The sequence below is a fragment of the Mycobacterium sp. 155 genome, from assembly GCF_000373905.1.
In the GTDB taxonomy this organism is placed as follows: domain Bacteria; phylum Actinomycetota; class Actinomycetes; order Mycobacteriales; family Mycobacteriaceae; genus Mycobacterium.
Genome location: NZ_KB892705.1, coordinates 1,598,700 through 1,622,488, shown reverse-complemented (window position 1 = coordinate 1,622,488; position 23,789 = coordinate 1,598,700). Strand labels below are relative to the sequence as shown.

The following is a 23,789-nucleotide window of genomic DNA, read 5'->3' as shown; positions in this document are numbered from 1 at the left end:
TCAGACCGCGAGGACGGGTGATCGGCCCAGGATGCGTACGAGCAGGGTGGCCGCAACGGTCTGGGCGGTGATCAGACACACCAGCACCACTACCTGAAACCGTGCGGCTTCCAACGGCAGAGCACCCGCCATCAGCGCACCCACGAATGCACCGGGGAGTGTGACGAGCCCCGTCGTCCTGGTCTGGTCGAGGACCGGGCGCACGGCGTCCCCGGCCGCAGCTCGGCCGATGTGCACCACCGATTGGCTCGGCGTCGCGCCGATAGACAGCCAGCCTTCGATTTCGGCCCGCGACTTCACCGACATCCGCTGAAAATTACGACCCGCCAAGGTGGTCGCGGTCATCGTCGAACCGATGACGATGCCGCCCAGCGCGATCACGAACCGGCTCTCCAGCGCCAGCATGTGCAGTCCGAACGCCACGCCGATGGTCAGTGCACTCGCCGCCACCGTCGACATCACCACCGCGATCGGGCCGCCATGCAGATCCCGCAGCCTGCGGGCCGCCGTCCACGCCGCCACGCTGACCATCACCGCCAATGCCAGCGCCACGAGTGCAGGGTGAGCCAAAATTCCGCGCAGCGCGAGACTGATCAGCGCCAACTGCCCGAGCGCGCGGGTGACCGCCCACCAGGGTGCGGCCGCATGTTCGATCTTGGCCCACCACATCACCGCCGAGGTGATGGCGAGCAGGACTGCGGCGCCAAGCAGCAAAGTCGCATACGGCATACGAGCATCTCATCACTGTGACGCGCGCATCGAGCGCCATGGTGGTCGATTCAGCGGAGGGTGACACCGATGGACTCGGCCGATTGTGGGTGTTTCGTGGGCTGGCACGTAATCCTCTGGCCCGCATGACCGATCGGGTGGAAGCGATTGCCGTGCTGACGGTTCTGGCTACTGCGCTTCTCGTTGTCCCGACCGCCGCACAGTCGGGCGCCGATGTCTACGCCGCACAGGTGCGTGCGATCGCCGAACGGACAATCAGGGCAAGGTCGTTGCTGCCCCTAGAAGTAGGGCCGATGCCGGGTTGAGTGCATTTGTGCAGTCGGCCGGTGTGTGGCTCGGTGCAGTGGCGTTGAGCGTGCTGATCGCCTATCTTGTCCGGCGGTTGCTAGACCGGATGCGTGCAAACGCTTGGGAGCGTGAATTGCGGCTACTGGCGCACAACGACGATGGCTGGGCCAACCGGCGCATCTAGCAGGGCATGAACGCATCCCGGCGTTGCGGTGCGTCGGCTTGTCGGTGGCTTCGATAACAATGACGTGGTGACCGACACCGCAGCCCACGCCGACGGCGATTCCGCCACGGCACGTAAGGCGCGTGGGGCATTCTTCACACCTGCCGAGATCACCCGGTACCTCACCCGGTGGGCCGTGCGTTGCGCTGAAGAACGGATCTTCGAGCCCTCGGCCGGCGACGCGGCATTCCTGATCGCGGCCACCCACCGGCTGCAGGACCTCGGAAGTGCGGCCCCGCAGGTCGATGGCGTCGAGATCCATCCCGCCAGCGCTGCCGCAGCACGGCGTCGAGTGGCCGACGCCGGAGGCACGGCACACATCCGCACCGCCGATTTCTTCGGTATCACCCCGCGGCCGGAGTACACCGCCGTGATCGGCAATCCGCCCTATATCCGATACCAGGATTTCCGCGGGCCCGTGCGGGCCCAGTCCCGCCGGGCCGCCCTGCAGGCCGGCGTGGCGCTGTCGGGGCTGGCCTCCAGTTGGGCGGCCTTCACCGTGCACTCCGCGCTGTTCTTGCGCCCCGGCGGCCGGATGGCTCTGGTGCTGCCCGCGGAGCTGCTGAGCGTCAACTACGCGGCTGCCGTACGCAGGTTTCTCTTCGACCGGTTCGCCCATGTCGAGCTGGTGATGTTCGACGAGCAGGTGTTCCCCGAGGCCGAGGCCGACATCGTGCTATTGCTGGCCGACGGATTCGATCAGGGACCGTCCGGCCATGCCGTCATTCACCGTGCGCACAATGCCGCATCGCTGACATCGGAACTGGTGCAACGCAACTGGTCGCCGCGCGACCCGGCCGATAAATGGGTCAGCGGGCTGATCGGCAACGCACCCGTCGATGCGCTGCACGCGTTACACACTGCGGGGCGGTTCGCGTACCTGGAGTTGTGGGGAGATACCACGCTGGGCATGGTGACCGGCAACAACGCCTTCTTCGCGCTGTCCCCGCAGCGGGTCGGGGAATTGGGGCTTCACCGCAGCGATCTGCTGCCGTTGTCCCCGCCGGGCAGTGCCCATCTCCGTGGCCTCACGCTCGCCGCTGATCAGCTTGTTCAGCTGGGGGAGCAGGGCAAGTCCACTCAATTGTTCCGGCCTGCGGGCCGATTGTCGGCGGCTGCCCAGCGCTACCTCGACGCTGGTCACGCTGCCGGGGTGCACCTGGCCTACAAGTGCCGGGTGCGGAAGCCCTGGTACCTGGTGCCGCTCGTGGCGCCCGCCGACCTTTTGTTGACGTGCATGAACGCCGACACCCCGCGGTTGGTGACCAACCGGGCCAAGGCCCATCACCTCAACTCGGTGCACGGGGTGTATCTGCGGGACGGTTTGGCCGCGCTCGGGCGTGACCTGTTGCCGTTGGCGACGCTGAACTCGGTGACGCTGTTGCACGCCGAGATGACCGGCCGCTCCTACGGCGGCGGAATACTCAAAATCGAACCACGCGAAGCGGATCGCTGGTTGGTGCCGGCGCCTGAGCTGATAGCCGCGCGCACACCGCATCTGCGTGCTGTGCGGCGTCGGACAGCGACCCTGCTGAGCAACGGTCAGTTGCTCGACGCCGTACATCTGGTCGACGATGCACTCGGTCTGACCGACCTGGAATCCATTCGCGCAGCGCGGTATTCGTTGGCCACCCGCCGGGCGGTAAGGTCGCGGCGTGCCCGCTGAACCGTCGACGAAAGCCACCGCGTGGGCCATCTTCGACCGGATCGTCGCCGACGCCGCGCCCGGTGGTGAGCACACCAATCCCTGGGTGCGCTGCGGAGACGGACTCGTCTACCGGCCCGACTTCCGGGTGCTGCGCAGGCTGCTGGGTGTCCCGCTTCACCTCGACGCGCCGTCGACCACGGGTGTGCCGGCGCTGGCCCTGGATGTGTGGCTGGCGTACGAACTGCGGCGGGCCGGGTTCGACCCTGATGCTGTGTGGCCGCGGCCCAGCGAGCCGAGGATCATGCCCAGCGCCATCGCCAACCTGCTCGAGGCGCTGCCGCTCAAGGAACGCCAACTCATCGAAAATCGGCTTCGCCGGTCTATGAAGGGCGTCGCCGGATCCAGCGCCAGCATCCTCGGCAAGCACTACATGAAGCAGGTCGACGTGGTGATGTCGGACTGGGATACCGGTCCGGAACTGCTCATCAGCACCAAGCGGATGGATTCCAGCTTCGGTAAGAACGCCGCCAACCGGGTCGAGGAGAGTTACGGCGACGCCAAGAACTTGCGGCTGCGCCACCCGATGGCCGCGCTCGGGTTCGTCTACGGCCTGCGTTCGACCATTCTCAACACGGAGCCGGACAAGGCCGAATGGCTGATCGACCTGCTCGGCAAACTCGGCACCGAGGACGATGCCTACCATGCTGTAGCGCTGGTGATGATCGACTACGACGCCGCGGCGCCGGTCGAGGACGACGAGGTGGACAGCATCGAAAAGGCCGAGCCTGACGCGCTTTTCGAGATCGTTGATGTCGAGACCGCCGCGGTGGACGAGGCGTTGGCGGCGCTTCCCGACATAGCGATTCGCCACGATACGGTGCCACCCGAGCTGCAGCCGTCACGCTTTCTGGCCGCCATGGTCACACGTGTCGTCGATACGACGCCGGTGACCAGGCACCGCGAAGCCCGCCGCCGTCGCCGGGAGGCACCTGCGGGTTAGCGGATCCGGGGTCCGGCTTTGGCTCGTGCGGTCCAGCGGCCGTCGTGGAACCCAACCTCGACCGGATGGGCGAACGCCGTTGTCACGTGATCGGTGGTCACCGTCTCCCGGGCCGGGCCACTCGCGACGGTCCGCCCGTGCGCGATCAGCAGTGCGTGTGTCGTCGACGTCGGCAGCTCCTCCAAGTGATGTGTCACCAGGATCGACGCCATGTCCGGATGCGAATCATCCAGGGTGTCAAGGGTTTCCAATAGCTGTTCGCGAGCAGCGACATCCAGGCCCGTGGTCGGCTCGTCGAGAAGCAGCAGCCGAGGATCGGAGATCAGGGCACGGGCGATCAGTGTGCGGCCCCGCTCACCCTGCGACAGCGTCGGCCATGTCGCGTCGGCCCGCGCCGTCAGCCCGACGGTGTCGATGAGCTCCCGGGCGCGGGCCACCTGTTCAGGGCTGGGCCTCCAGCGGGCCGCGGTGTCGATGGTGGCGGTGATCCCCGTGAGCACGACGTCGCGCACGGTCAGCGGATACTGCAGCCGGTGCCGCGGGTTCACGTGGCCGATGGATCGCCGCAGCACCGCGAGGTCGGTCCGACCCATCTGCCCGCCCAGCACCCGGACCGTGCCCGTGGTCGGAAACGTCACGGCCGCACAGAATCCCAGCAGGGTACTCTTGCCGGCGCCGTTCGGTCCCAGCAGGGCCCAGTGCTCCCCGGACTGCACCGTCAGGGAGATCCCGTCGATGATCTGCTTGCCGTCGCGACGGAATGTGACATCGCTGATTTCCAAAACCGGTGTCATGAAAAGGATTCCTTCAGTGCGCTCAGGTGGGTTCTGCTGGAGGCTGCCGCGGCCGCAGGGTCGCGGGCGATGATGGCATCGGCAAGCTGCTGATGTAGCGCGTGGTCGTGCGGCTCGGACGCGATCGGGCGGATCCTGAGCATGTCGATCATCGCCAGCCGCAGCCGCGGCAGGAACGCGTCGAACAACTGGGTCAGCACGTCGTTGTGCGCTGCGGCGATCACCGCGCGGTGAAATGCCATGTCGGCGTCGACGTGCTCGGGCACCGACTGGCCCTGCACACCGCGGGCAGCCAGGGTGCGCCGGATCGTGCGTAGGTCGGCCGGGGTGCGGCGAGTTGCGGCCAGTGCGGCGCCCTCGGCCTCGATGGCGATGCGGGCTTCGATCACCGAGGCAATGTTCGCGCTGCGCAGCACGGTGTCCCAGTCCTCGGTGACGTCCAGTGCGGTGACGAACACCCCGGCGCCCTGCCGGCTGTCCAGCACGCCTTTGCCGGCTAGCTCGCGGATGGCTTCACGCAGCGTGGAGCGGCCCACCCCGAGTTGTGCGGCCAGCGTGGTCTCCCCGGGGAGCCGGTGACCGAGTGGCCACTCACCGTCGCGGATCCGCATCAGCAGCAACTGCGCCGTCTGCGCAGCCAGCGGGTGCCGTGTCACCTGGCGGACTTGGGAAGTCAATCGGGAACCTCTCTGCTTGTCTGAGGAGTTGTGTATATTCTAGCCATCATGAAGCGCCTGCTTCTCCTTAGCTGCCTCGGCAGGGCCTGAACGACCGGCCCCCTGCCGCGGGGCTGTCGTTGCGCCGGTCGACCCATAACCGACCGAGCAGAAAGCACCCGGCATGATCCAAACCCCAACCTGGAATCGGCAGGCGCCCTCAGGAATGCCGTCCTATCGCTACGCATCCGTCTTCGACCGCGTGGACGTCCCACTCACACAACGACATTGGCCCGACGCCAGGTTCAGCGCGGCGCCCCTGTGGGTTCCGGTGGACCTGCGCGACGGCAACCAGGCGCTGGCCGAGCCGATGGACCCGACCCGCAAGCGCCGCTTCTTCGAGCTGCTGGTGGCCATGGGCTACAAGGAGATCGAAGTCGGCTACCCGTCGGCGTCGCAGACCGATTTCGACTTCGTCCGGCTGCTGGCCGAATCCGAGATCGCCCCGCCCGATGTTGGGATCGTGGTGTTCACGCCGGCCCGCCGTGACCTCATCGAGCGCACCGTGGACTCGGTGCGGGGCCTGCGCAACGAGGTCGTCATCCACATGTACACGGCCACGGCACCGGTGTGGCGCAACACCGTGCTGGGCAAGGACCGCACCGAATTGCGTGAGCTGATCCTCTCGGGTGCCCGGGACGTCCTCGAGTTCGCCGGTGACCTGCCAAACGTCCGGTTCGAGTTCAGCCCGGAAGTGTTCAACCTCACCGAACCTGACTACGTCCTTCAGCTGTGCGACGCGGTGACCGAGCTGTGGCGGGCCACGCCGCAGCGGCCGGTGATCCTGAACCTGCCCGCGACGGTCGAGGTGGCCACGCCCAACGTGTACGCCGATCAGATCGAGTACGTGCACCGCAACCTGTCCCGCCGCGACAGCGTCATCCTGTCGGTGCATCCGCACAACGACCGGGGCACCGGCATCGCTTGTGCCGAGCTCGTGGTCCTGGCCGGCGCGCAACGCGTCGAGGGCTGTGTCTTCGGCAACGGGGAACGCACCGGCAATGTCGACATCGCGACTCTGGCCCTGAATCTGCATGCTCAGGGCGTCGACCCGATGATCGACTTCTCCGATATCGACGAAATCGCCCGCACCGTCGCGTACTGCACGCGTATGCCGATCCCCGAACGACATCCGTACGTCGGTGACCTGGTGCACACCGCGTTCTCGGGTACCCACCAGGACGCCATCAAGAAGGGGTTGGCCGAACATCGCGCCAGGGCCGCACTCGAAGGTCGCTCCGAGCGTGAAATCGATTGGCGGGTACCGTATCTGCCAATCGATCCGGCCGACATCGGACGCACTTACGACGCGGTGATCCGGGTCAACTCGCAGTCGGGGAAAGGTGGCATCGCCTACCTGCTGCTCACCGAGTACGGGCTGGACCTGCCCCGCCGCTTGCAGATCGACTTCGCCCGCCGCGTTCAGTCACACACCGACGCCCACGGTGCGGAGATCACCGCCGCCGAACTGTTCGAACTGTTCGATGCGGCCTATCTGCAACCCGGCGGCCCGGTCGAACTGAAGGACTGGCACACCGGCCATGACGAAACTACCGAGATCACCCTCGTCGTCGACGGGCAGACCCGGACCAGCACACATCACGGGATCGGCCCACTGGATGCGCTGACAGCGGCGCTGAGTGCCGTCGGCCGCGACGTCGAGGTGCTGAGCCTCACGCAGCAGTCTGTCGGCCGGGCGGCGGTCAGCTATCTGGAGTACCGCAGGGGCGGTGTGACAGGTTGGGCGTGCGGGCGCAGCGACTCGGTGCTCGCCGCATCGATGACAGCCGTGCTGCGCGCAGTCAACGCGCCCTCAGCACCTCCAGTGCCTTGTCGGCGTGGGCGTCCATGTTGATCTCACTGGAGATCACGTCGAGGACCGCACGGTCGGTGTCGATGACGAACGTGGTCCTCCTGACCGGCATCAGCTTGCCGAGCAGGCCGCGTTTGACACCGAAGTGGCTTGCCACCTTTCCGTCTGCGTCGGACAGCAACGGGAAATCGAAGCGCTGAATGTCGGCGAACTTGGCTTGTTTGACGACCGGGTCGGTGCTGATGCCGACCCGGGACGCACCGAGGGCGGCGAACTCACCGGCCAGATCGCGGAAGTGGCTGGCCTCCTTGGTGCAGCCGGGTGTCATCGCAGCGGGATAGAAGAACAGCACCACCGGACCGTTGGCCAGCAAACTCGTCAGGATTCGCACCGTGCCGGTCTGGTCAGGGAGCTCGAACTCCGCAACAATGTCACCCGGCCTAAGAGGTGTCATGGGCGTCCACGCTACGCCGAGCGTGTGCGGTCAGTCTGGGAGGATCATCTGCGTGCACACGCTTGCTTCCACCACATCGCGTGAGGACTTCCGGGCGCTAGCCGCCGAACACCGCGTGGTCCCGGTGACCCGCAAGGTATTGGCGGACAGCGAGACGCCACTGTCGGCGTACCGCAAGCTGGCCGCCAACCGGCCCGGAACGTTCCTGCTGGAATCGGCCGAGAACGGCCGCTCCTGGTCGCGTTGGTCGTTCATCGGCGCAGGTGCGCCGTCAGCGCTGACCGTTCGCGACGACCAGGCGGTGTGGCTGGGGACGACGCCGCAGGACGCCCCGAGCGGGGGCGATCCGCTCGACGCGGTCCGCACGACGCTCGATCTGCTGGCCACCGCGGCGATGCCCGGACTGCCGCCCCTGTCTTCGGGACTGGTCGGCTTCTTCGCCTACGACATGGTCCGGCGCCTGGAGCGGCTGCCGGAACTCGCCGTCGACGATCTGGGCCTGCCCGACATGCTGCTGTTGCTGGCCACCGACATCGCCGCGGTCGACCACCACGAGGGAACCATCACGCTGATCGCGAACGCGGTCAACTGGAACGCCACCGATGACCGCGTCGACTGGGCCTACGACGATGCGGTCGCGCGACTGGACGTGATGACGGCAGCGCTCGGGCAACCGTTGGCGTCGGCGGTGGCGACGTTCAGCCGCCCCGCACCGCAGCACCGGGCGCAGCGCACGCTCGAGGAGTACTCGGCGATCGTGGAGAAGTTGGTGGGTGATATCGAAGCCGGCGAAGCGTTTCAGGTGGTGCCCTCGCAGCGGTTCGAAATGACGACCAGTGCGGATCCTCTTGATGTGTATCGACTGCTGCGGGTCACCAACCCCAGCCCGTACATGTATCTGCTCAACGTCCCTGATGCCGAAGGCGGACTGGACTTCTCAATCGTGGGTTCCAGTCCCGAGGCGCTGGTTACGGTCACCGACGGGCGCGCCACCACCCACCCCATCGCCGGAACCCGGTGGCGTGGGGCCACCGACGAGGAAGACCTCCTTCTGGAGAAGGAGTTGCTGGCCGACGACAAGGAACGCGCTGAGCACCTGATGCTGGTCGATCTCGGGCGTAACGATCTGGGCCGGGTGTGCCGCCCCGGCACCGTGCGGGTGGAGGACTACAGCCACATCGAGCGCTACAGCCACGTCATGCACCTGGTGTCCACCGTGACCGGCGAGCTCGCCGACGGGAAAACCGCACTCGATGCGGTGACTGCCTGCTTCCCGGCGGGCACCCTTTCCGGCGCCCCCAAAGTGCGGGCCATGGAGCTGATCGAGGAAGTCGAGAAGACCCGACGCGGCCTCTACGGTGGTGTGCTGGGGTATCTCGACTTCGCCGGCAACGCTGACTTCGCCATCGCCATCCGCACGGCCCTGATGCGCAACGGCACCGCCTATGTGCAGGCCGGCGGGGGAGTCGTTGCCGATTCCAATGGTCCCTACGAATACAACGAGTCGGCGAACAAGGCCAAAGCGGTACTCAACGCGATTGCTGCCGCCGACACGCTCACCGAACCATGATGCGGATCGCACAGGTATTGCTCGTGGCCGCCGCGGCGGCCCTGTGGGGCGCGTCGCGGATGTCCTGGGTGCAGGTGTCGTCATTCGACGGATTGGGGCAGCCCAAGAACACGGTGCTGACGGGTGCCATGTGGTCCACGGCGCTGATACCGCTCGCCTTACTGGTGTTGGCGGCCGCGGTCGCCGTGCTGGCCTTGCGGGGCTGGCTGCTGCGACTCTTGGCGCTGCTCGTCGCCGTCGCCAGCGCCGGGATGGGCTACCTGGGCATCAGCCTGTGGGTTGCCAAGGACATCGCTGTGCGCGCCGCGGACCTGGCGTTGGTGCCGGTGGCGCAACTGACCGGTACCCAGCAGTACTACGGCGGAGCCATGTTGACGCTGGCCGCCGCGGTGGCTTCGCTCGCCGCGGCGATACTGCTCATGAGGTCGGCGACCGGGGCGCGCGCGGTGGCCTCTCGCTATGCGGCGCCAAGTGCCCGTCGAGCCGCCGCACACAGCGACGAGGGCGACGCCTCGATGTCGGAACGAATGATCTGGGATGCGCTCGACGAAGGACACGATCCGACAGGTGAGCAGAAGGGCGAGCACACCGATCCGGACAACAAGGGTCGGTGACAGCAGAAGGTACGGCGGCGGCTACCCTTCGAGTGAGGTCCACCGGGATCGTCCCGGGCGTACCGGAAAGGAATCGACGGCGATGAGTTCGGCCACTGTGCTCGACTCCATCATCGAGGGAGTCCGCGCCGACGTTGCCGCTCGCGAGGCCGTCGTAAGTCTTGACGAAATCAAGGCGCGCGCCCTGGATGCACCCGCACCGCTGGACGTGATGGCGGCGTTGCGCGAGCCCGGTATCGGCGTCATCGCCGAGGTGAAGCGGGCCAGCCCGTCGCGCGGGGCGCTCGCCAACATCGCCGACCCGGCGCAGCTGGCCCGGGCCTACGAGGACGGCGGCGCCCGGGTGATCAGCGTGTTGACCGAGGAGCGCCGGTTCAACGGATCGTTGGCCGATCTGGACACGGTGCGCGCCGCGGTCTCAATTCCCGTGCTGCGCAAGGACTTCATCGTCAAGCCGTACCAAATTCACGAAGCCCGCGCGCACGGCGCCGACATGCTGCTGCTCATCGTCGCCGCGCTCGAACAGTCGATACTGGAATCGCTGTTGGAGCGCACCGAGTCTCTGGGAATGACGGCTCTGGTCGAGGTGCACACCGAAGAGGAGGCCGACCGTGCGTTGCAGGCCGGCGCCAGCGTGATCGGGGTCAACGCACGGGACCTCAAGACCCTCGAGGTTGACCGCGATTGCTTCGGACGAATTGCACCGGGGTTGCCCAGCAACGTCATTCGGGTCGCCGAGTCCGGCGTCCGCGGAACGGCCGACCTGTTGGCGTATGCCGGCGCGGGCGCAGATGCGGTCCTCGTAGGCGAAGGGCTGGTCACCAGTGGTGACCCCCGAAGTGCGGTAGCCGATCTGGTCACCGCCGGGACACACCCGTCCTGCCCGAAACCGGCTCGTTGAATCGTCAATGAGCCGCTGGCACGAAGAGGCACACTGATGGCGGATATCGCCGGTCCCGAGCTGCCGCGGTCCAGCGCAGCCGTGGCCGAACCCACTGTCCATGATCCCGACGCGCGCGGCCATTTCGGTTCTTACGGTGGCCGACTCGTTCCGGAAGCCTTGATGGCGGTGATCGAAGAAGTGACCGCGGCCTACGAGAAGGCCCGCGGCGAGCAGTCGTTCCTCGACGAGCTCGACCGGCTGCAGCGGCACTACACCGGTCGGCCGTCACCGCTCTACGAGGCCACCCGGCTCTCCGAGCATGCCGGTGGGGCCCGCCTCTTTCTCAAGCGGGAAGACTTGAACCACACCGGTTCTCACAAAATCAACAATGTCCTCGGGCAGGCGTTGCTGGCCCGTCAGATGGGCAAGACCCGGGTGATCGCCGAGACCGGTGCCGGCCAGCATGGTGTCGCGACCGCCACCGCGTGCGCCCTTCTCGGCCTCGAGTGCGTGATCTACATGGGCGCCGTCGACACGCAGCGGCAGTCCCTCAACGTCGCGCGGATGCGCCTGCTGGGCGCCACGGTGGTCTCCGTGGAGGCCGGGTCGAAGACGCTCAAGGACGCTATCAACGAGGCGTTCCGGGATTGGGTCACCAATGCCGACGAGACGTACTACTGCTTCGGGACCGCTGCGGGCCCGCATCCGTTCCCGCTCATGGTGCGCGATTTCCAGCGCGTCGTCGGGTTGGAGGCGCGTGCGCAGATCCAGGACCAGGCCGGACGGCTGCCCGACGCCGTGACCGCATGCGTCGGTGGCGGGTCGAACGCGATCGGTATCTTCCACGCGTTCATCGACGATCCCGGCGTGAAACTAGTCGGTTTCGAGGCGGCCGGCGACGGTGTGGAAACCGGGCGGCACGCCGCGACCTTCTCGGGCGGTTCGCCGGGGGCGTTCCAGGGTTCGTTCTCTTACCTGCTGCAGGATGAGGATGGTCAGACCATCGAGTCACATTCCATCTCAGCTGGTCTGGACTACCCGGGTGTCGGACCGGAGCATGCGTTTCTGAAGGACATCGGGCGGGCCGATTACCGGCCGATAACCGACACCGAGGCGATGGATGCGTTCTCGTTGTTGTGTCGGACCGAGGGCATCATCCCCGCCATCGAGTCGGCACACGCGGTGGCGGGCGCGCTGAAACTCGGGAACGAACTCGGCACGGGGGCGATCATCCTGGTCAATGTCTCCGGCCGTGGTGACAAGGATGTGGAGACAGCAGCCAAGTGGTTCGGCCTGCTCGACGAGGGAGGCGCCCGATGAGCCGGTTGGCGGAACTGTTCAACGGGTGCCGAGCAGAAGGACGGGCGGCCCTTATCGGCTACCTGCCAACCGGATTTCCCGATGTGCCGACGTCGATCGCAGCGATGACCGCACTGGTCGAATCCGGTTGTGATTTGGTCGAAGTGGGTGTGCCGTATTCGGATCCCGGGATGGACGGCCCCACCATCGCTGCCGCGACCGAAACCGCGCTGGCCGGTGGAGTCAGGGTCCGCGACACCCTGGCCGCCGTGGAGGCGATCAGCAATGCCGGCGGCCGGGCGGTCGTGATGACCTACTGGAACCCTGTGCTGCGCAAGGGAGTTGACACGTTCGCGCGTGATCTGGCCGCAGCGGGCGGCTACGGTCTGATCACCCCCGACCTCATTCCGGAGGAGGCTGACGACTGGCTGGCGGCCTCCGATGCCCACCAGCTGGATCGCATCTTCCTCGTCGCGCCGTCGTCGACCCCGCAGCGGCTGGTCGCCACCGTGCAAGCGTCCCGAGGGTTCGTCTACGCCGCCTCGACTATGGGTGTCACCGGCGCCCGCGACGCCGTTTCCAGCGCCGCGCCCGAATTGGTGAGCCGGGTCCGCGAGGTCTCCGATATCCCGGTCGGTGTCGGCCTCGGCGTGCGGTCGGGCCGGCAGGCGGCGGAGATCGGGTCTTTCGCGGACGGTGTGATCGTCGGCTCGGCACTGGTCTCGGCACTAGGCAACGGGCTCGACGCCGTGCGCACACTCACCGAAGAACTGGCCACCGGTGTTCGGCAAAGGGTCTCGGCTTGACCACAGCTGTCCTCGCGTACCTGCCCAGCCCATCTCAGGGCGTCTGGCATCTGGGTCCGGTACCGATCCGCGCGTATGCCCTCTGCATTATCGGCGGCATCGTCGCCGCGCTTGTCATCGGGGACCGACGGTGGGCGGCGCGCGGCGGTGAGCCGGGTGTCATCTACGACATCGCGCTGTGGGCTGTCCCCTTCGGTCTGGTCGGGGGCCGGCTGTACCACGTGATGACGGACTGGCGTACCTACTTCGGTCCCGAGGGTAAAGGCCTGGCCGCAGCCTTCCAGGTTTGGGAAGGCGGCCTCGGCATCTGGGGTGCCGTCGCGCTCGGTGGTGTCGGTGCCTGGATCGCGTGTCGCCGGCGCGGAATTCCGTTGCCCGCGTTCGCCGACGCGATCGCACCAGGAATCGTGCTCGCCCAGGCGATCGGCCGGTTCGGCAACTACTTCAACCAGGAGCTTTACGGCCGCGCCACCACGCTGCCGTGGGGCCTGGAGATCTACGACCGGCGCAATGCCGCGGGCCTGCCCGATCAACTCAACGGTGTCTCCAACGGCACGGTGCTGGCCGTTGTGCATCCCACCTTCCTCTACGAGCTGCTGTGGAACCTGCTGATTTTCGCGCTGCTGATCTGGGCGGACCGCCGTTTTCGGATCGGCCACGGCCGGTTGTTCGCACTCTATGTCGCCGGGTACTGCGTGGGTCGATTCTGGGTCGAGCTGATGCGCAGCGACGCCGCCACGCACCTGGCGGGTATCCGCATCAACACCTTCACCTCCACGTTCGTGTTCATCGGCGCCGTCGTCTACATCATGTTGGCGCCGAAGGGTCGTGAGGACCCAGCCACGCTGTCAGGTCACCGGCGTGGCGACACCGCCGAAACGGTGATCGACGAGTTCGGCAAAGAAGTGATCGGTGTGGCCGCCACAACGGGTGTGGTGGCTGCCGCGAAGGCTGCCGGGGATTCCGACACTGTCGACGATGTCTCCGATGAACATTCCGAGGACATGCATCCGGATGCGGTGACGGAGGACGACGGGGCCGATGCCGCCGCCGCGGTCGAATTGAAGGCGATCGTCCCGCAAACTGATACCGCCGAAGACGCACCCGCCGAAGACGCTGCGGAAGGCGCCGAGCCTGAAGAGGAATCACCGGAGGCTGCAAGCGAAGAGCTCGAAGCCGAAGATGCGGTGGTTGCCGAGGACGAGGACGTCGCTGTCACCGAGCAGGGCGAGCAAGAGGCCGAGGCGGAAGACGACGAGACTGAAGCGGATACAACCGCGGAAGAGGGTTCGGTCGCTGAGGTAGCGACTGAAGAACCCGAGACCGACGAATCAGCCGAGAGTGCAAGCGAAAAGGCCGAATCCGCCGAGCTTGCTGCCAACACTGAACAGCCAGAGTCCGAGCCCGCGGCCGAAGAGCCCGAGCCTGTCGACGAAGCGGCCGAGACGGACGAGCAGTCGGTGGACGAGGACACAGCCGACTCTGAGGGTACCGAATCGGAAGTCGCAGAAGATGATTCGGCTGATTCGGAGCCGACGGAAGTAGACGAGCCCGCCGAACCGGCCGAAGCCGAGGTCAAGGACGAAGCGTCAGAAGATGCCGCTGCTGTCCCGAGCCCGCCGGCAGCATCAGCGCCCGAACACCGTCGTTGGTGGCGACGCCGGCGCTGACCGACGCCGGAAGATGATGGCGGCTCAGCTGGGTCATGTTCTGGCATGCTGAGAGCATGACCGATCGCCCGGATCCCGGCGCCAGTGCTGAAGGCTCGGTACCGCCGTTCCCGCCGCCTGCCGGATACCCGCCGCCGCCCGGCTATGCGCCCCCGCCCGGGTACCCGCCGCCTGGCTACGGACAGCAGCCCCAGGGTTATTATCCGCCGCCGATGTATGTCGATCCGGCCGCTCCATACGGACGTCATCCGCTGACCGGGGAGCCGTTCTCGGACAAATCGAAGACCACCGCCGGGCTGCTGCAGTTGTTGGGTTTGTTCGGCCTCGTGGGGATTGGCCGCATCTATCTCGGCGACACCACCATGGGCGTGATCCAACTCGTCGTCGGCATCCTGACGTGCGGAATCGGCGCCTGGATCTGGGGCATCATCGATGCGATCCTCATCTTCACCGACAAGGTCCGCGACCCGAACGGACGTCCGCTGCGCGATGGGACCTAGCTCGGAACTCAGCGTCAGGGCGAGGCGCTACGGTGCGTTCGGCGCCGGCGTCGTGCTGGCCGGGGCTGTCACCTATACCGGTGTGGCCGATCCGCATCGCCCCGGATTCCTGTTCCCGACATGCCCGTTCAAGCTGATCACCGGCTGGAACTGCCCGGCATGCGGCGGTCTGCGGATGACGCACGATGTGCTGCACGCAGACCTGGGTGCAGCCGTCGTCGACAATGCGTTCGCTCTCGTGGGGCTTCCGCTACTGGCCGCCTGGATTCTGGTGCGGTGGCGCCTGGGCAAGCCACTCTTTCCGGTGCCTGCCATCGTCACGATCCTGATCACTGCCATCATTTGGACCGTGGTCCGAAACCTCCCGGGCTTCCCGTTGGTCCCGACATTCGTCGGCGGATAGCTGACCTGCACTGATACACCCATGCTCGGGCCGGTGCAGTCCCGGAGCCAGGATGTTCCGGACTGTGGAGATGCAATCCCCGTGCTCTTCTCGGTATTGCCGAACGCTCAGGGTTTGTACGACCCTGCCAACGAAGCCGATTCCTGTGGTGTGGCGATGATCGCCGATGTTCACGGGCGACGGCGCAGGCATCCTGCTGCAGTTGCCGGTCGAACTGTTGAGCCACGGGGTGGATTTCGCTCTGCCTGCGCCCGCCGCCGACGGCACCAGCACGTTCGCCGCCGGAATTTGTTTTCTGCCGCAGGATCCCGTGGCCCGACAGGTAGCGCGCGAGCGGGTCGAAACCATCGCCGCGGAGGAAGGCCTGGAAGTTCTGGGCTGGCGCGCGGTGCCGGTCGACCCCGAAGGTGCCGGTATCGGCATAACGGCGCTGAGCTGTATGCCGTACATGGCGCAGTTGTTCGTCGCCGCGCCCGAAGTTGAGGGTGCCCGGCCCGGCGGAATCCACCTGGACCGGCGCGTCTACCCGCTGCAAAAGCGTGCCGAGCGCTCGGACGTCTACTTTTCGTCCCTGTCCAGCCGCACGATGGTCTACAAGGGCATGCTGACGACAGTGCAGCTGCCGCAATACTTTCCGGATCTGCGCGACGAATACTGTCGGAGTGCCATCGCGATCGTGCACAGCCGGTTCTCCACCAATACCTTCCCATCATGGCCGCTGGCTCACCCGTTCCGGTTCGTCGCGCACAACGGCGAGATCAATACGGTTCGCGGTAACCGCAACCGCATGTACGCCCGCGAAGCGAAGCTCGCCACTGCGTACATCTCCGGTGACCTGAGCCGGTTGTCACCGATCGGCACGGCCGACGCCTCCGATTCCGCTTCGTTCGACGAGGTACTCGAACTGCTCCACCTCGGCGGCCGCAGCCTGCCGCATGCGGTGCTGATGATGATTCCCGAGGCGTGGGAGAACGCCATCACGATGGATCCCGCGGAACGGCCGTTCTGGCAGTTCCACTCCTCACTCATGGAACTGTGGGACGGTCCGGCCTGCGTGACGTTTACCGACGGGTCGTTGGTGGGAGCGGTGTTGGACCGCAACGGCTTACGACCGGGCCGGTGGTGGCGCACCGTTGACGACCGCGTCATCCTGGCCAGCGAAAGCGGCGTGCTGGATGTGCCGTCGGGGGAGATCGTCGCCAAGGGCCGGTTGCGGCCCGGCAAGATGTTCCTCGTCGACACCATCGCGGGCCGCATCGTCTCCGACGACGAGATCAAGGACCAGTTGGCCCAGGCCGAACCGTACGGTGAGTGGCTGCACGCAGGATTGCTGGACCTTGCCGCCCTGCCTGATCGCACTCGCCTGCAGCCGAACCACGAATCGGTGGTCCGGCGGCAGATCGCCTTCGGGTACACCGAGGAAGAGCTGCGCATCCTGCTCACTCCGATGGCGGCGTCGGGCGGGGAGCCGCTCGGGTCGATGGGTAGCGATACGCCGACAGCCGTGCTCTCCTCGCGGTCCCGGCTGCTGTATGACTACTTCGTCGAACTGTTCGCGCAGGTGACCAACCCGCCGCTGGATGCTATTCGCGAGGAAGTGGTCACCTCCATGTCCCGGGTGATGGGGCCCGAGGAGAATCTGCTGGAGCCCGGTGCCGCGTCCTGCCGTCAGATCCTGCTGCGGTGGCCGGTTCTCGACAACGACGAGCTGAGCAAGATCGTCCACATCAACGATGACGGGGAACATCCCGGTCTGCGCTCGACCGTGTTGCGCGGTCTCTACGAGGTCGAACGCGGCGGAGAAGGACTGGCCGACGCGATCGAGGACCTACGCCTGCGGGCAAGCGAGGCGATCGCCAACGGCGCTCGGACCCTGGTGATTTCCGACCGTGACTCCGACCACACCCGCGCGCCGATCCCATCGTTGCTCGCGGTGTCGGCGGTACATCACCATCTGGTCCGTACCAAGGACCGCACGAAGGTGGCCCTGGTGGTGGAAAGTGGTGACGCCCGCGAAGTCCACCACATCGCGATGCTCATCGGGTTCGGCGCGGCCGCGGTCAACCCCTATCTGGCGTTCGAGTCGATCGAGGACCTGATCCGCGAAGGTGAGCTGACCGGTATCGAGCCTGCGGCCGCGGTGCACAACTACGTCAGGGCCCTTGGCAAGGGCGTGGTGAAGGTGATGAGCAAGATGGGTATTTCCACCGTTGGCTCCTACACCGCGGCACAGGTTTTCGAGGCGATCGGACTCGACCACCAGCTGGTGGAGGAGTATTTCACCGGCACCACCAGCCAGCTCGGAGGTGTCGGCCTGGATGTGCTCGCCGAGGAAGTCAAGCTGCGTCATCGCTGCGCCTACCCGGAGAACCCGACCGAACGTGTGCACCGCCGGTTGGAGGTCGGCGGCGAGTACGCGTTCCGGCGGGAAGGCGAACTGCATCTGTTCACTCCGGAAGTGGTTTTTTTGCTGCAGCATTCGACCCGGACCGGCCGGCGCGACATATTTGCCCGCTATTCCGAGGAGGTCGACCGGCTGTCGCGCGACGGTGGGACGCTGCGTGGCCTCTTCGAGTTCAAGCAGGGGCTGCGTGCGCGCGTGCCTCTGGATGAAGTCGAGTCGGTCGAATCGATCATCACGAGATTCAACACCGGCGCGATGAGCTACGGCTCGATCTCCGCCGAGGCGCACGAGACCATGGCCATCGCCATGAACAAGCTCGGCGGCCGGTCCAACAGCGGTGAGGGCGGTGAAGATGTCGAGCGGCTCTACGATCCGCTCCGGCGCAGCGCGGTCAAGCAGGTCGCGTCGGGCCGGTTCGGCGTCACGAGCGTCTACCTGGTCAATGCCACGGACATCCAGATCAAGATGGCTCAGGGCGCCAAACCTGGTGAGGGCGGCCAGCTTCCGGGATATAAGGTGTACCCGGAGATCGCCAAGACCAGGCACTCCACGCCTGGTGTCGGACTGATCTCACCGCCACCGCACCACGACATCTACTCCATCGAGGACCTCGCGCAGCTCATCCATGACCTGAAGAATGCCAACGCCGATGCGCGCATCCACGTCAAGCTGGTCAGCAGTGTGGGGGTCGGTACCGTCGCGGCCGGCGTCTCCAAGGCGCACGCCGATGTGGTGCTGATCTCCGGCTATGACGGCGGTACCGGCGCGGCGCCGCTCACCTCGCTCAAGCATGCCGGGGCACCGTGGGAGATCGGTCTGGCCGATGCACAGCAGACGTTGGTGCTCAATGGTTTACGTGATCGCATTACCGTGCAGTGTGACGGCGGCCTTCGCACCGCACGCGATGTCATCGTGGCGGCGTTGCTCGGCGCCGAGGAGTTCGGCTTCGCAACCGCGCCGCTGGTGGTGGCGGGCTGCATCATGATGCGGGTATGCCACCTGGATACCTGCCCGGTCGGCGTGGCGACCCAGAATCCTGAACTGCGAGCCCGCTTCAACGGCAAGCCCGAGTTCGTGGAGAACTTCTTCACTTTCATCGCCGAAGACATCCGCCGTTACTTGGCCGAACTGGGCTTCCGCAGCATCGACGAGGCGATCGGCCACGCCGAGGTGCTCGACACCGTACCGGGCGTCGCGCACTGGAAGAGCCGGGGTCTGGACCTGAGCCCGATCTTTGCGCTGCCCACCGACGCGCACGGCGCCAAGCTGACCCAGCGCCGCCGCTTGCGCGGTCAAGAACACGGACTGGAGCAGGCTCTGGACCGCACGCTGATCCAGCTTGCCGAGGGCGCTCTGGAAGACGCCCACCCAGTCCGGTTGGAACTGCCGGTCCGCAACGTCAACCGTACTGTCGGCACCCTGCTGGGTTCTGAAGTGACTCGCCGTTACGGTGCCACCGGGTTACCCGACGACACCATCCATGTCACCCTGACCGGATCCGCCGGGCAGTCGGTCGGCGCCTTCCTGCCGCGCGGCGTCACTCTCGACCTCATCGGCGACGCCAACGACTATGTGGGCAAGGGACTTTCCGGCGGCCGAGTCATCGTCCGGCCGCCCGACGACGTGCTGTTCCTACCAGAGGACAACGTGATCGCCGGCAACACCGTGCTTTACGGGGCCACCTCCGGTGAGGTCTTCTTGCGCGGCCGGGTCGGGGAGCGATTCTGCGCACGTAACTCCGGCGCGCTGGCTGTTGTCGAAGGGGTCGGCGACCACGCCTGTGAATACATGACCGGAGGCCGCGTAGTGGTGCTGGGCCCCACCGGGCGCAACATGGCAGCGGGCATGTCCGGGGGTATCACCTACGTGCTCGGCCTGAATCCTGCGAAAGTCAACACCGAGATGGTGCAACTGCAGAACCTGGAACCCGAGGACCTCGCCTGGCTGCACGCAGTCGTGGCCCGGCACGCCGAACACACCGACAGCACGGTGGCCAAGTCGGTGTTGTCCGATTGGCCAAGGCGCAGTACCCAATTCACCAAGATCATGCCCACCGACTATCAGCGCGTGCTACAGGCCACCCGGATGGCCAAGGCCGAGGGCCGCGATGTCGACAACGCGATCATGGAGGCCAGCCGTGGCTGATCCAACTGGGTTCCTGCGAGTAGCCAAGGTCGAGGCCGTCAAACGCCCCGTCGACGAACGCGTCGGCGACTGGTGTGAGGTATACGAACAGCAGGATCCGCACGAGCGCGCCGGTGAGGTGTCCCAACAGGCCCGACGCTGCATGGACTGCGGTATCCCGTTCTGCCACTCAGGAACTGCGGGGTGCCCACTCGGCAACCTCATACCGGAGTGGAATGACCTCGTGCGGCGCGGCCGCTGGGACGCGGCCAGCAACCGGCTGCATGCCACCAACAACTTCCCGGAATTCACCGGGCGGTTGTGCCCGGCGCCTTGTGAGGCAGCATGCGTCTTGTCGATCGCCGAGGAGCAGACCGGCGGCAGCGTCACGATCAAACGCATCGAGCAGACCATCGCCGACGAAGCCTGGATGGATGGCACGGTCCAGCCGCAGCCCGCCGCCGTCACTACCGGCAAGAGTGTCGCGGTGGTGGGCTCCGGCCCCGCGGGATTGGCTGCGGCACAACAACTCACCCGGGCCGGCCACGATGTCACTGTCTACGAACGCGACGACCGGATCGGTGGGCTGCTGCGCTACGGCATCCCCGAGTACAAGCTGGAGAAGGCGACCCTCAATCAGCGGCTGGCTCAGATGCGGGCCGAGGGAACCCGGTTCGTCACCGAGTGCGAGGTCGGTGTCGACCTGACCGTCGAGCAGCTGCGGGCTCGGTACCAGGCGGTCGTGCTGGCCGTCGGCGCCCTGCGGGCCCGCGACTACGACGTGCCCGGACGCGGACTTGCGGGTGTGCATCTGGCGATGGACCACTTGGTGCCGGCCAACCGGGAATGTGAAGGCGACGGACCGTCACCGATATCGGCCGCCGGGCGGCATGTGGTCATCATCGGTGGCGGCGACACCGGTGCCGACTGTCTGGGCACCGCGCACCGGCAAGGGGCAAAGTCGGTGACCCAGTTGGACTACAACCCCGAACCGCCCGAAATGCGTGACATTTCTCTCTCCCCGTGGCCGACGTGGCCGCTGGTGTTACGAACGTCACCGGCGCACGCGGAGGGCGGAGCCCGTCACTTCGAGGTGGCAGTCCAGCGGTTCGTCGGCGACGAGGAAGGGCACCTGCGGGCGCTGGAGATCGCCGAGGTGCGGGTCACCCGCGACGCCGAAGGCCGACGACAGATCACCCCGGTCGGCGAATCACTGGAGATTCCGTGCGACCTGGCCTTGTTGGCGATCGGATTCGAGGGTGTCGAGCACATGGCATTGCTCGACGATGTCGGCCTGCGGCTCAACCGGCGCGGCGCGTTGTCGTGCGGTTCGGACTGGCAGACCGATGCACCGGGGGTATTCGTCTGTGGTGACGCACACCGCGGGGCCTCGTTGGTGGTGTGGGCCATCGCCGAAGGCCGCAGCGCAGCGCATGCGGTGGACGCCTATCTGATGGGTGACTCTGACCTGCCCGCGCCGGTGCGTCCCGGTGCTCTGCCGCTGGCCGTCGTCTGAATCGATTAACGACTATGCTCTGAATCCGTGAACAGACGCGCGAAGATCGTTTGTACCCTTGGTCCGGCTACCGGCACTGAAGACGTCGTCAGATTGCTGGTGGAAGCTGGCATGGATGTCGCTCGGCTGAACTTCAGCCACGGCGACTATTCGGATCACGAGGCCGCCTACCGTCGGGTACGGGCAGCCTCCGACATCACCGGTCAGGCCGTCGGTATCCTCGCCGACTTGCAAGGACCGAAGATCCGCCTCGGTCGCTTCGCCGATGGGCCGACGGTCTGGGCGACCGGCGAGACTGTGCGGATCACCGTCGACGACTGCGCCGGAACCCATGACCGGGTGTCGACTACCTACAAGCGACTGGCCGAGGACGCGGCACCGGGGGATCGGGTACTTGTCGACGACGGCAACGTCGGTCTGACCGTCGAGAGCATCGAAGGCAACGACGTCATCTGCAAGGTCACCGAGGGTGGCCGGGTCAGCAACAACAAAGGTATGTCGCTGCCCGGCATGAATGTCTCGGCCCCGGCACTGTCGGAAAAAGACATCAAAGACTTGGAGTTCGCGCTGCAGCTCGGCGTCGACCTGGTCGCCCTGTCGTTTGTGCGCTCGCCAGCCGATGTCGAGCTGGTGCACGAGGTGATGGACCGCGCCGGCCGTCGGGTTCCGGTGATCGCCAAGCTGGAAAAGCCCGAGGCCGTCGAGAACCTCGAGGCGATCGTGCTGGCATTCGACGCGATCATGGTGGCCCGCGGTGATCTGGGTGTGGAACTGCCGCTGGAGGAAGTGCCTCTCGTGCAGAAGCGCGCGATCCAGATGGCAAGGGAGAACGCCAAACCCGTCATCGTCGCGACCCAGATGCTGGAGTCGATGATCGACAGTTCGCGGCCCACTCGGGCCGAGGCATCCGACGTGGCCAACGCGGTGCTCGACGGTGCGGACGCGGTGATGCTCTCCGGTGAGACCTCGGTGGGCAAGTACCCGCTGGAAACGGTGCGGACAATGGCCCGCATCATCCATGCGGTCGAGGAGAATTCTGTCGTCGTGCCACCGCTGACGCACGTCCCGCGCACCAAGCGCGGCGTCATCTCGTACGCGGCGCGCGACATCGGTGAGCGGCTGGACGCCAAGGCGCTGGTCGCGTTCACCGAGTCCGGGGACACGGTCCGCCGACTGGCGCGGCTGCATACGCCGCTGCCGGTCCTGGCGTTCACCGCGCTGCCCGAGGTTCGTAGCCAGCTGGCGCTGACCTGGGGGACCGAGACGTTCATCGTCCCGCAGATGACCAGCACCGACGACATGATCCGGCAGGTCGACAAATCGTTGCTGGAACTCGGTCGGTACAAACGCGGCGAACTGGTGGTCATCGTCGCAGGTGCCCCTCCTGGCACAGTAGGCTCCACAAACCTGATCCACGTGCACCGCATCGGCGAGGAAGACGTCTAGGCGAGGAAAGCGGCGCAGTGTCGCACTCGGATTTCGAGGAGCTGCTGGCGGTTCTCGACCTCAAGCGCGCCGACGACAACCTTTTCGTCGGGACGCATCCGAGTAAGAACCCGGTGCGGACGTTCGGCGGCCAGATGATCGCGCAGGCGTTCGTCGCCGGCGGACGGTCGCTCGAGCACAAGCAACAGCCAAGTGCACTCAACGCCCACTTCATCGCCGGCGGTGACCCCGAGAAGGATCTCGAGTTCCACGTCGTGCGACTGCGCGACGAGAAGCGTTTCGCCAATCGCCGGGTGGATGTCATGCAGGGCGGTCAACTGCTGACGACGGTGATGCTCTCCTACATGAATGCCGGGCGCGGCCTAGAACACAGCGTGGCCGCACCTGATGTTGCGCACCCCGACACCTTGCCGAAGATCGACGAGCTGCTGCGGGGTTACGAGGAGACCGTGCCGCTGTTCGTCAACGCGTTGCGGCCGATCGAGTGGCGCTACACCAACGATCCGGCGTGGGTGATGCGGGATAAAGGGGAGCGGCTCGCACACAACCGGGTGTGGCTCAAGGCCGAGGGCACCATGCCTGACGACCCGGTACTGCACGCGGCGGCCCTGGTGTACTCGTCGGATACCACTGTGCTCGACTCGATCATCACCACGCACGGGCTGTCGTGGGGCTTCGACCGCATCTTCGCGGTGACGATGAACCACTCGGTGTGGTTTCACCGTCCCATCAGGTTCGACCAATGGGTGCTGTATTCCACTACCTCGCCGGTGGCCGCCGAGTCCCGTGGCCTGGGTACTGGTCATTTCTTCGACGAGTCGGGACAGCTGTTGGCGACCGTCGTGCAGGAAGGCATCGTCAAATACTTCCCGGCGTCGAAGTGACGCGG

Annotated in this window: 20 protein-coding genes and 1 pseudogene; 17 read left to right on the top strand and 4 right to left on the bottom strand. The window is 66.2% G+C overall.

All coding sequences use genetic code 11. From position 1 onward, the window contains the following. A complete protein-coding gene (locus B133_RS0107530; RefSeq protein ID WP_018600134.1) occupies window positions 1-729 on the bottom strand; it encodes an ABC transporter permease in 729 nt (242 codons plus the stop codon). Between the two features lie 17 nt (window positions 730-746). Between B133_RS0107530 and B133_RS0107525 the strand changes: the two genes are divergently transcribed. The 4 genes from B133_RS0107525 to B133_RS0107510 all read left to right on the top strand — a co-directional run bounded on the left by B133_RS0107525 (window position 747) and on the right by B133_RS0107510 (window position 3,888). Beyond that, window positions 747-1,034 (top strand): hypothetical protein, encoded by a 288-nt coding sequence (locus B133_RS0107525; RefSeq protein WP_157625809.1) that lies wholly within the window; start codon window positions 747-749, stop codon window positions 1,032-1,034. Then, window positions 1,031-1,201, top strand: a complete 171-nt coding sequence (locus B133_RS24315) for a hypothetical protein (protein ID WP_157625807.1) — start codon at window positions 1,031-1,033, stop codon at window positions 1,199-1,201. Before B133_RS0107525 ends, B133_RS24315 begins: the two co-directional genes overlap by 4 nt. Window positions 1,202-1,265: 64 nt before the next feature. Then, window positions 1,266-2,906 carry an N-6 DNA methylase gene (locus B133_RS0107515; RefSeq protein WP_026256103.1) on the top strand — a complete coding sequence of 547 codons (1,641 nt, stop codon included), beginning with the start codon at window positions 1,266-1,268 and terminating at the stop codon, window positions 2,904-2,906. Then, window positions 2,896-3,888 carry a hypothetical protein gene (locus B133_RS0107510; RefSeq protein WP_018600130.1) on the top strand — a complete coding sequence of 331 codons (993 nt, stop codon included), beginning with the start codon at window positions 2,896-2,898 and terminating at the stop codon, window positions 3,886-3,888. The genes B133_RS0107515 and B133_RS0107510 overlap by 11 nt, the downstream gene beginning before the upstream one ends. On the opposite strand, the gene B133_RS0107505 is transcribed toward B133_RS0107510, so the two are convergent. Both B133_RS0107505 and B133_RS0107500 read right to left on the bottom strand, forming a co-directional pair. After that, window positions 3,885-4,682 (bottom strand): ABC transporter ATP-binding protein, encoded by a 798-nt coding sequence (locus tag B133_RS0107505; protein WP_018600129.1) that lies wholly within the window; start codon window positions 4,680-4,682, stop codon window positions 3,885-3,887. The genes B133_RS0107510 and B133_RS0107505 overlap by 4 nt on opposite strands. Beyond that, window positions 4,679-5,359, bottom strand: coding sequence for a FadR/GntR family transcriptional regulator (locus B133_RS0107500; protein WP_036418479.1), 681 nt, complete (start codon window positions 5,357-5,359; stop codon window positions 4,679-4,681). Before B133_RS0107500 ends, B133_RS0107505 begins: the two co-directional genes overlap by 4 nt. 163 nt (window positions 5,360-5,522) lie before the next feature. Between B133_RS0107500 and B133_RS0107495 the strand changes: the two genes are divergently transcribed. Beyond that, the gene (locus B133_RS0107495; protein ID WP_157625805.1) at window positions 5,523-7,253 is read left to right on the top strand and encodes a 2-isopropylmalate synthase; all 1,731 of its coding nucleotides are present in this window, start codon (window positions 5,523-5,525) and stop codon (window positions 7,251-7,253) included. On the opposite strand, the gene B133_RS0107490 is transcribed toward B133_RS0107495, so the two are convergent. Further along, entirely contained in the window at window positions 7,201-7,665 is a 465-nt protein-coding gene (locus B133_RS0107490; RefSeq protein ID WP_018600126.1) for a peroxiredoxin, read from the bottom strand. The two genes, B133_RS0107495 and B133_RS0107490, sit on opposite strands and share 53 nt — an antisense overlap. 52 nt (window positions 7,666-7,717) lie before the next feature. On the opposite strand from B133_RS0107490, the gene B133_RS0107485 reads away from it, so the two are divergent. The 12 genes and pseudogenes from B133_RS0107485 (at window position 7,718) to B133_RS0107430 (ending at window position 23,784) form a co-directional block, all read left to right on the top strand. Next, entirely contained in the window at window positions 7,718-9,235 is a 1,518-nt protein-coding gene (locus B133_RS0107485; RefSeq protein ID WP_018600125.1) for an anthranilate synthase component I, read from the top strand. Then, window positions 9,232-9,849 carry a TIGR02234 family membrane protein gene (locus tag B133_RS0107480; RefSeq protein ID WP_018600124.1) on the top strand — a complete coding sequence of 206 codons (618 nt, stop codon included), beginning with the start codon at window positions 9,232-9,234 and terminating at the stop codon, window positions 9,847-9,849. Before B133_RS0107485 ends, B133_RS0107480 begins: the two co-directional genes overlap by 4 nt. Before the next feature lie 82 nt (window positions 9,850-9,931). Further along, window positions 9,932-10,750 carry an indole-3-glycerol phosphate synthase TrpC gene (gene trpC, locus B133_RS0107475; RefSeq protein WP_018600123.1) on the top strand — a complete coding sequence of 273 codons (819 nt, stop codon included), beginning with the start codon at window positions 9,932-9,934 and terminating at the stop codon, window positions 10,748-10,750. A 36-nt stretch (window positions 10,751-10,786) separates the two neighbouring features. After that, complete coding sequence (gene trpB, locus B133_RS0107470; RefSeq protein WP_018600122.1) at window positions 10,787-12,052, top strand: tryptophan synthase subunit beta; 1,266 nt, start codon at window positions 10,787-10,789, stop codon at window positions 12,050-12,052. Beyond that, a complete protein-coding gene (gene trpA / locus B133_RS0107465; RefSeq protein ID WP_018600121.1) occupies window positions 12,049-12,837 on the top strand; it encodes a tryptophan synthase subunit alpha in 789 nt (262 codons plus the stop codon). Before trpB ends, trpA begins: the two co-directional genes overlap by 4 nt. Continuing rightward, on the top strand, window positions 12,834-14,507 hold the full coding sequence (gene lgt / locus B133_RS0107460; protein WP_018600120.1) for a prolipoprotein diacylglyceryl transferase: 1,674 nt from the start codon (window positions 12,834-12,836) through the stop codon (window positions 14,505-14,507). Before trpA ends, lgt begins: the two co-directional genes overlap by 4 nt. 56 nt (window positions 14,508-14,563) lie before the next feature. After that, window positions 14,564-15,007 (top strand): NINE protein, encoded by a 444-nt coding sequence (locus B133_RS0107455; protein WP_026256101.1) that lies wholly within the window; start codon window positions 14,564-14,566, stop codon window positions 15,005-15,007. Further along, window positions 14,997-15,410 carry a DUF2752 domain-containing protein gene (locus tag B133_RS0107450; protein WP_018600117.1) on the top strand — a complete coding sequence of 138 codons (414 nt, stop codon included), beginning with the start codon at window positions 14,997-14,999 and terminating at the stop codon, window positions 15,408-15,410. The genes B133_RS0107455 and B133_RS0107450 overlap by 11 nt, the downstream gene beginning before the upstream one ends. An 81-nt stretch (window positions 15,411-15,491) precedes the next feature. Further along, window positions 15,492-19,959: pseudogene (gene gltB / locus B133_RS22510) on the top strand (glutamate synthase large subunit). Further along, entirely contained in the window at window positions 19,952-21,454 is a 1,503-nt protein-coding gene (locus B133_RS0107440; protein WP_018600113.1) for a glutamate synthase subunit beta, read from the top strand. Before gltB ends, B133_RS0107440 begins: the two are co-directional and overlap by 8 nt. A 27-nt stretch (window positions 21,455-21,481) precedes the next feature. After that, window positions 21,482-22,900, top strand: coding sequence for a pyruvate kinase (gene pyk / locus B133_RS0107435; RefSeq protein WP_026256100.1), 1,419 nt, complete (start codon window positions 21,482-21,484; stop codon window positions 22,898-22,900). 17 nt (window positions 22,901-22,917) lie between these two features. After that, window positions 22,918-23,784 carry an acyl-CoA thioesterase II gene (locus B133_RS0107430; RefSeq protein ID WP_018600109.1) on the top strand — a complete coding sequence of 289 codons (867 nt, stop codon included), beginning with the start codon at window positions 22,918-22,920 and terminating at the stop codon, window positions 23,782-23,784. Window positions 23,785-23,789 lie beyond the last annotated feature (5 nt).

Bases quoted from the DNA above. Each gene is read 5' to 3' on its own strand.
- B133_RS0107530 (WP_018600134.1), bottom strand. From the start codon at position 729: ATGCCGTATGCGACTTTGCTGCTTGGCGCCGCAGTCCTGCTCGCCATC.
- B133_RS0107505 (WP_018600129.1), bottom strand. From the start codon at position 4,682: ATGACACCGGTTTTGGAAATCAGCGATGTCACATTCCGTCGCGACGGC.
- B133_RS0107495 (WP_157625805.1), top strand. From the start codon at position 5,523: ATGATCCAAACCCCAACCTGGAATCGGCAGGCGCCCTCAGGAATGCCG.
- B133_RS0107490 (WP_018600126.1), bottom strand. From the start codon at position 7,665: ATGACACCTCTTAGGCCGGGTGACATTGTTGCGGAGTTCGAGCTCCCT.
- B133_RS0107480 (WP_018600124.1), top strand. From the start codon at position 9,232: ATGATGCGGATCGCACAGGTATTGCTCGTGGCCGCCGCGGCGGCCCTG.
- trpC (WP_018600123.1), top strand. From the start codon at position 9,932: ATGAGTTCGGCCACTGTGCTCGACTCCATCATCGAGGGAGTCCGCGCC.
- trpB (WP_018600122.1), top strand. From the start codon at position 10,787: ATGGCGGATATCGCCGGTCCCGAGCTGCCGCGGTCCAGCGCAGCCGTG.
- trpA (WP_018600121.1), top strand. From the start codon at position 12,049: ATGAGCCGGTTGGCGGAACTGTTCAACGGGTGCCGAGCAGAAGGACGG.
- B133_RS0107455 (WP_026256101.1), top strand. From the start codon at position 14,564: ATGACCGATCGCCCGGATCCCGGCGCCAGTGCTGAAGGCTCGGTACCG.
- B133_RS0107450 (WP_018600117.1), top strand. From the start codon at position 14,997: ATGGGACCTAGCTCGGAACTCAGCGTCAGGGCGAGGCGCTACGGTGCG.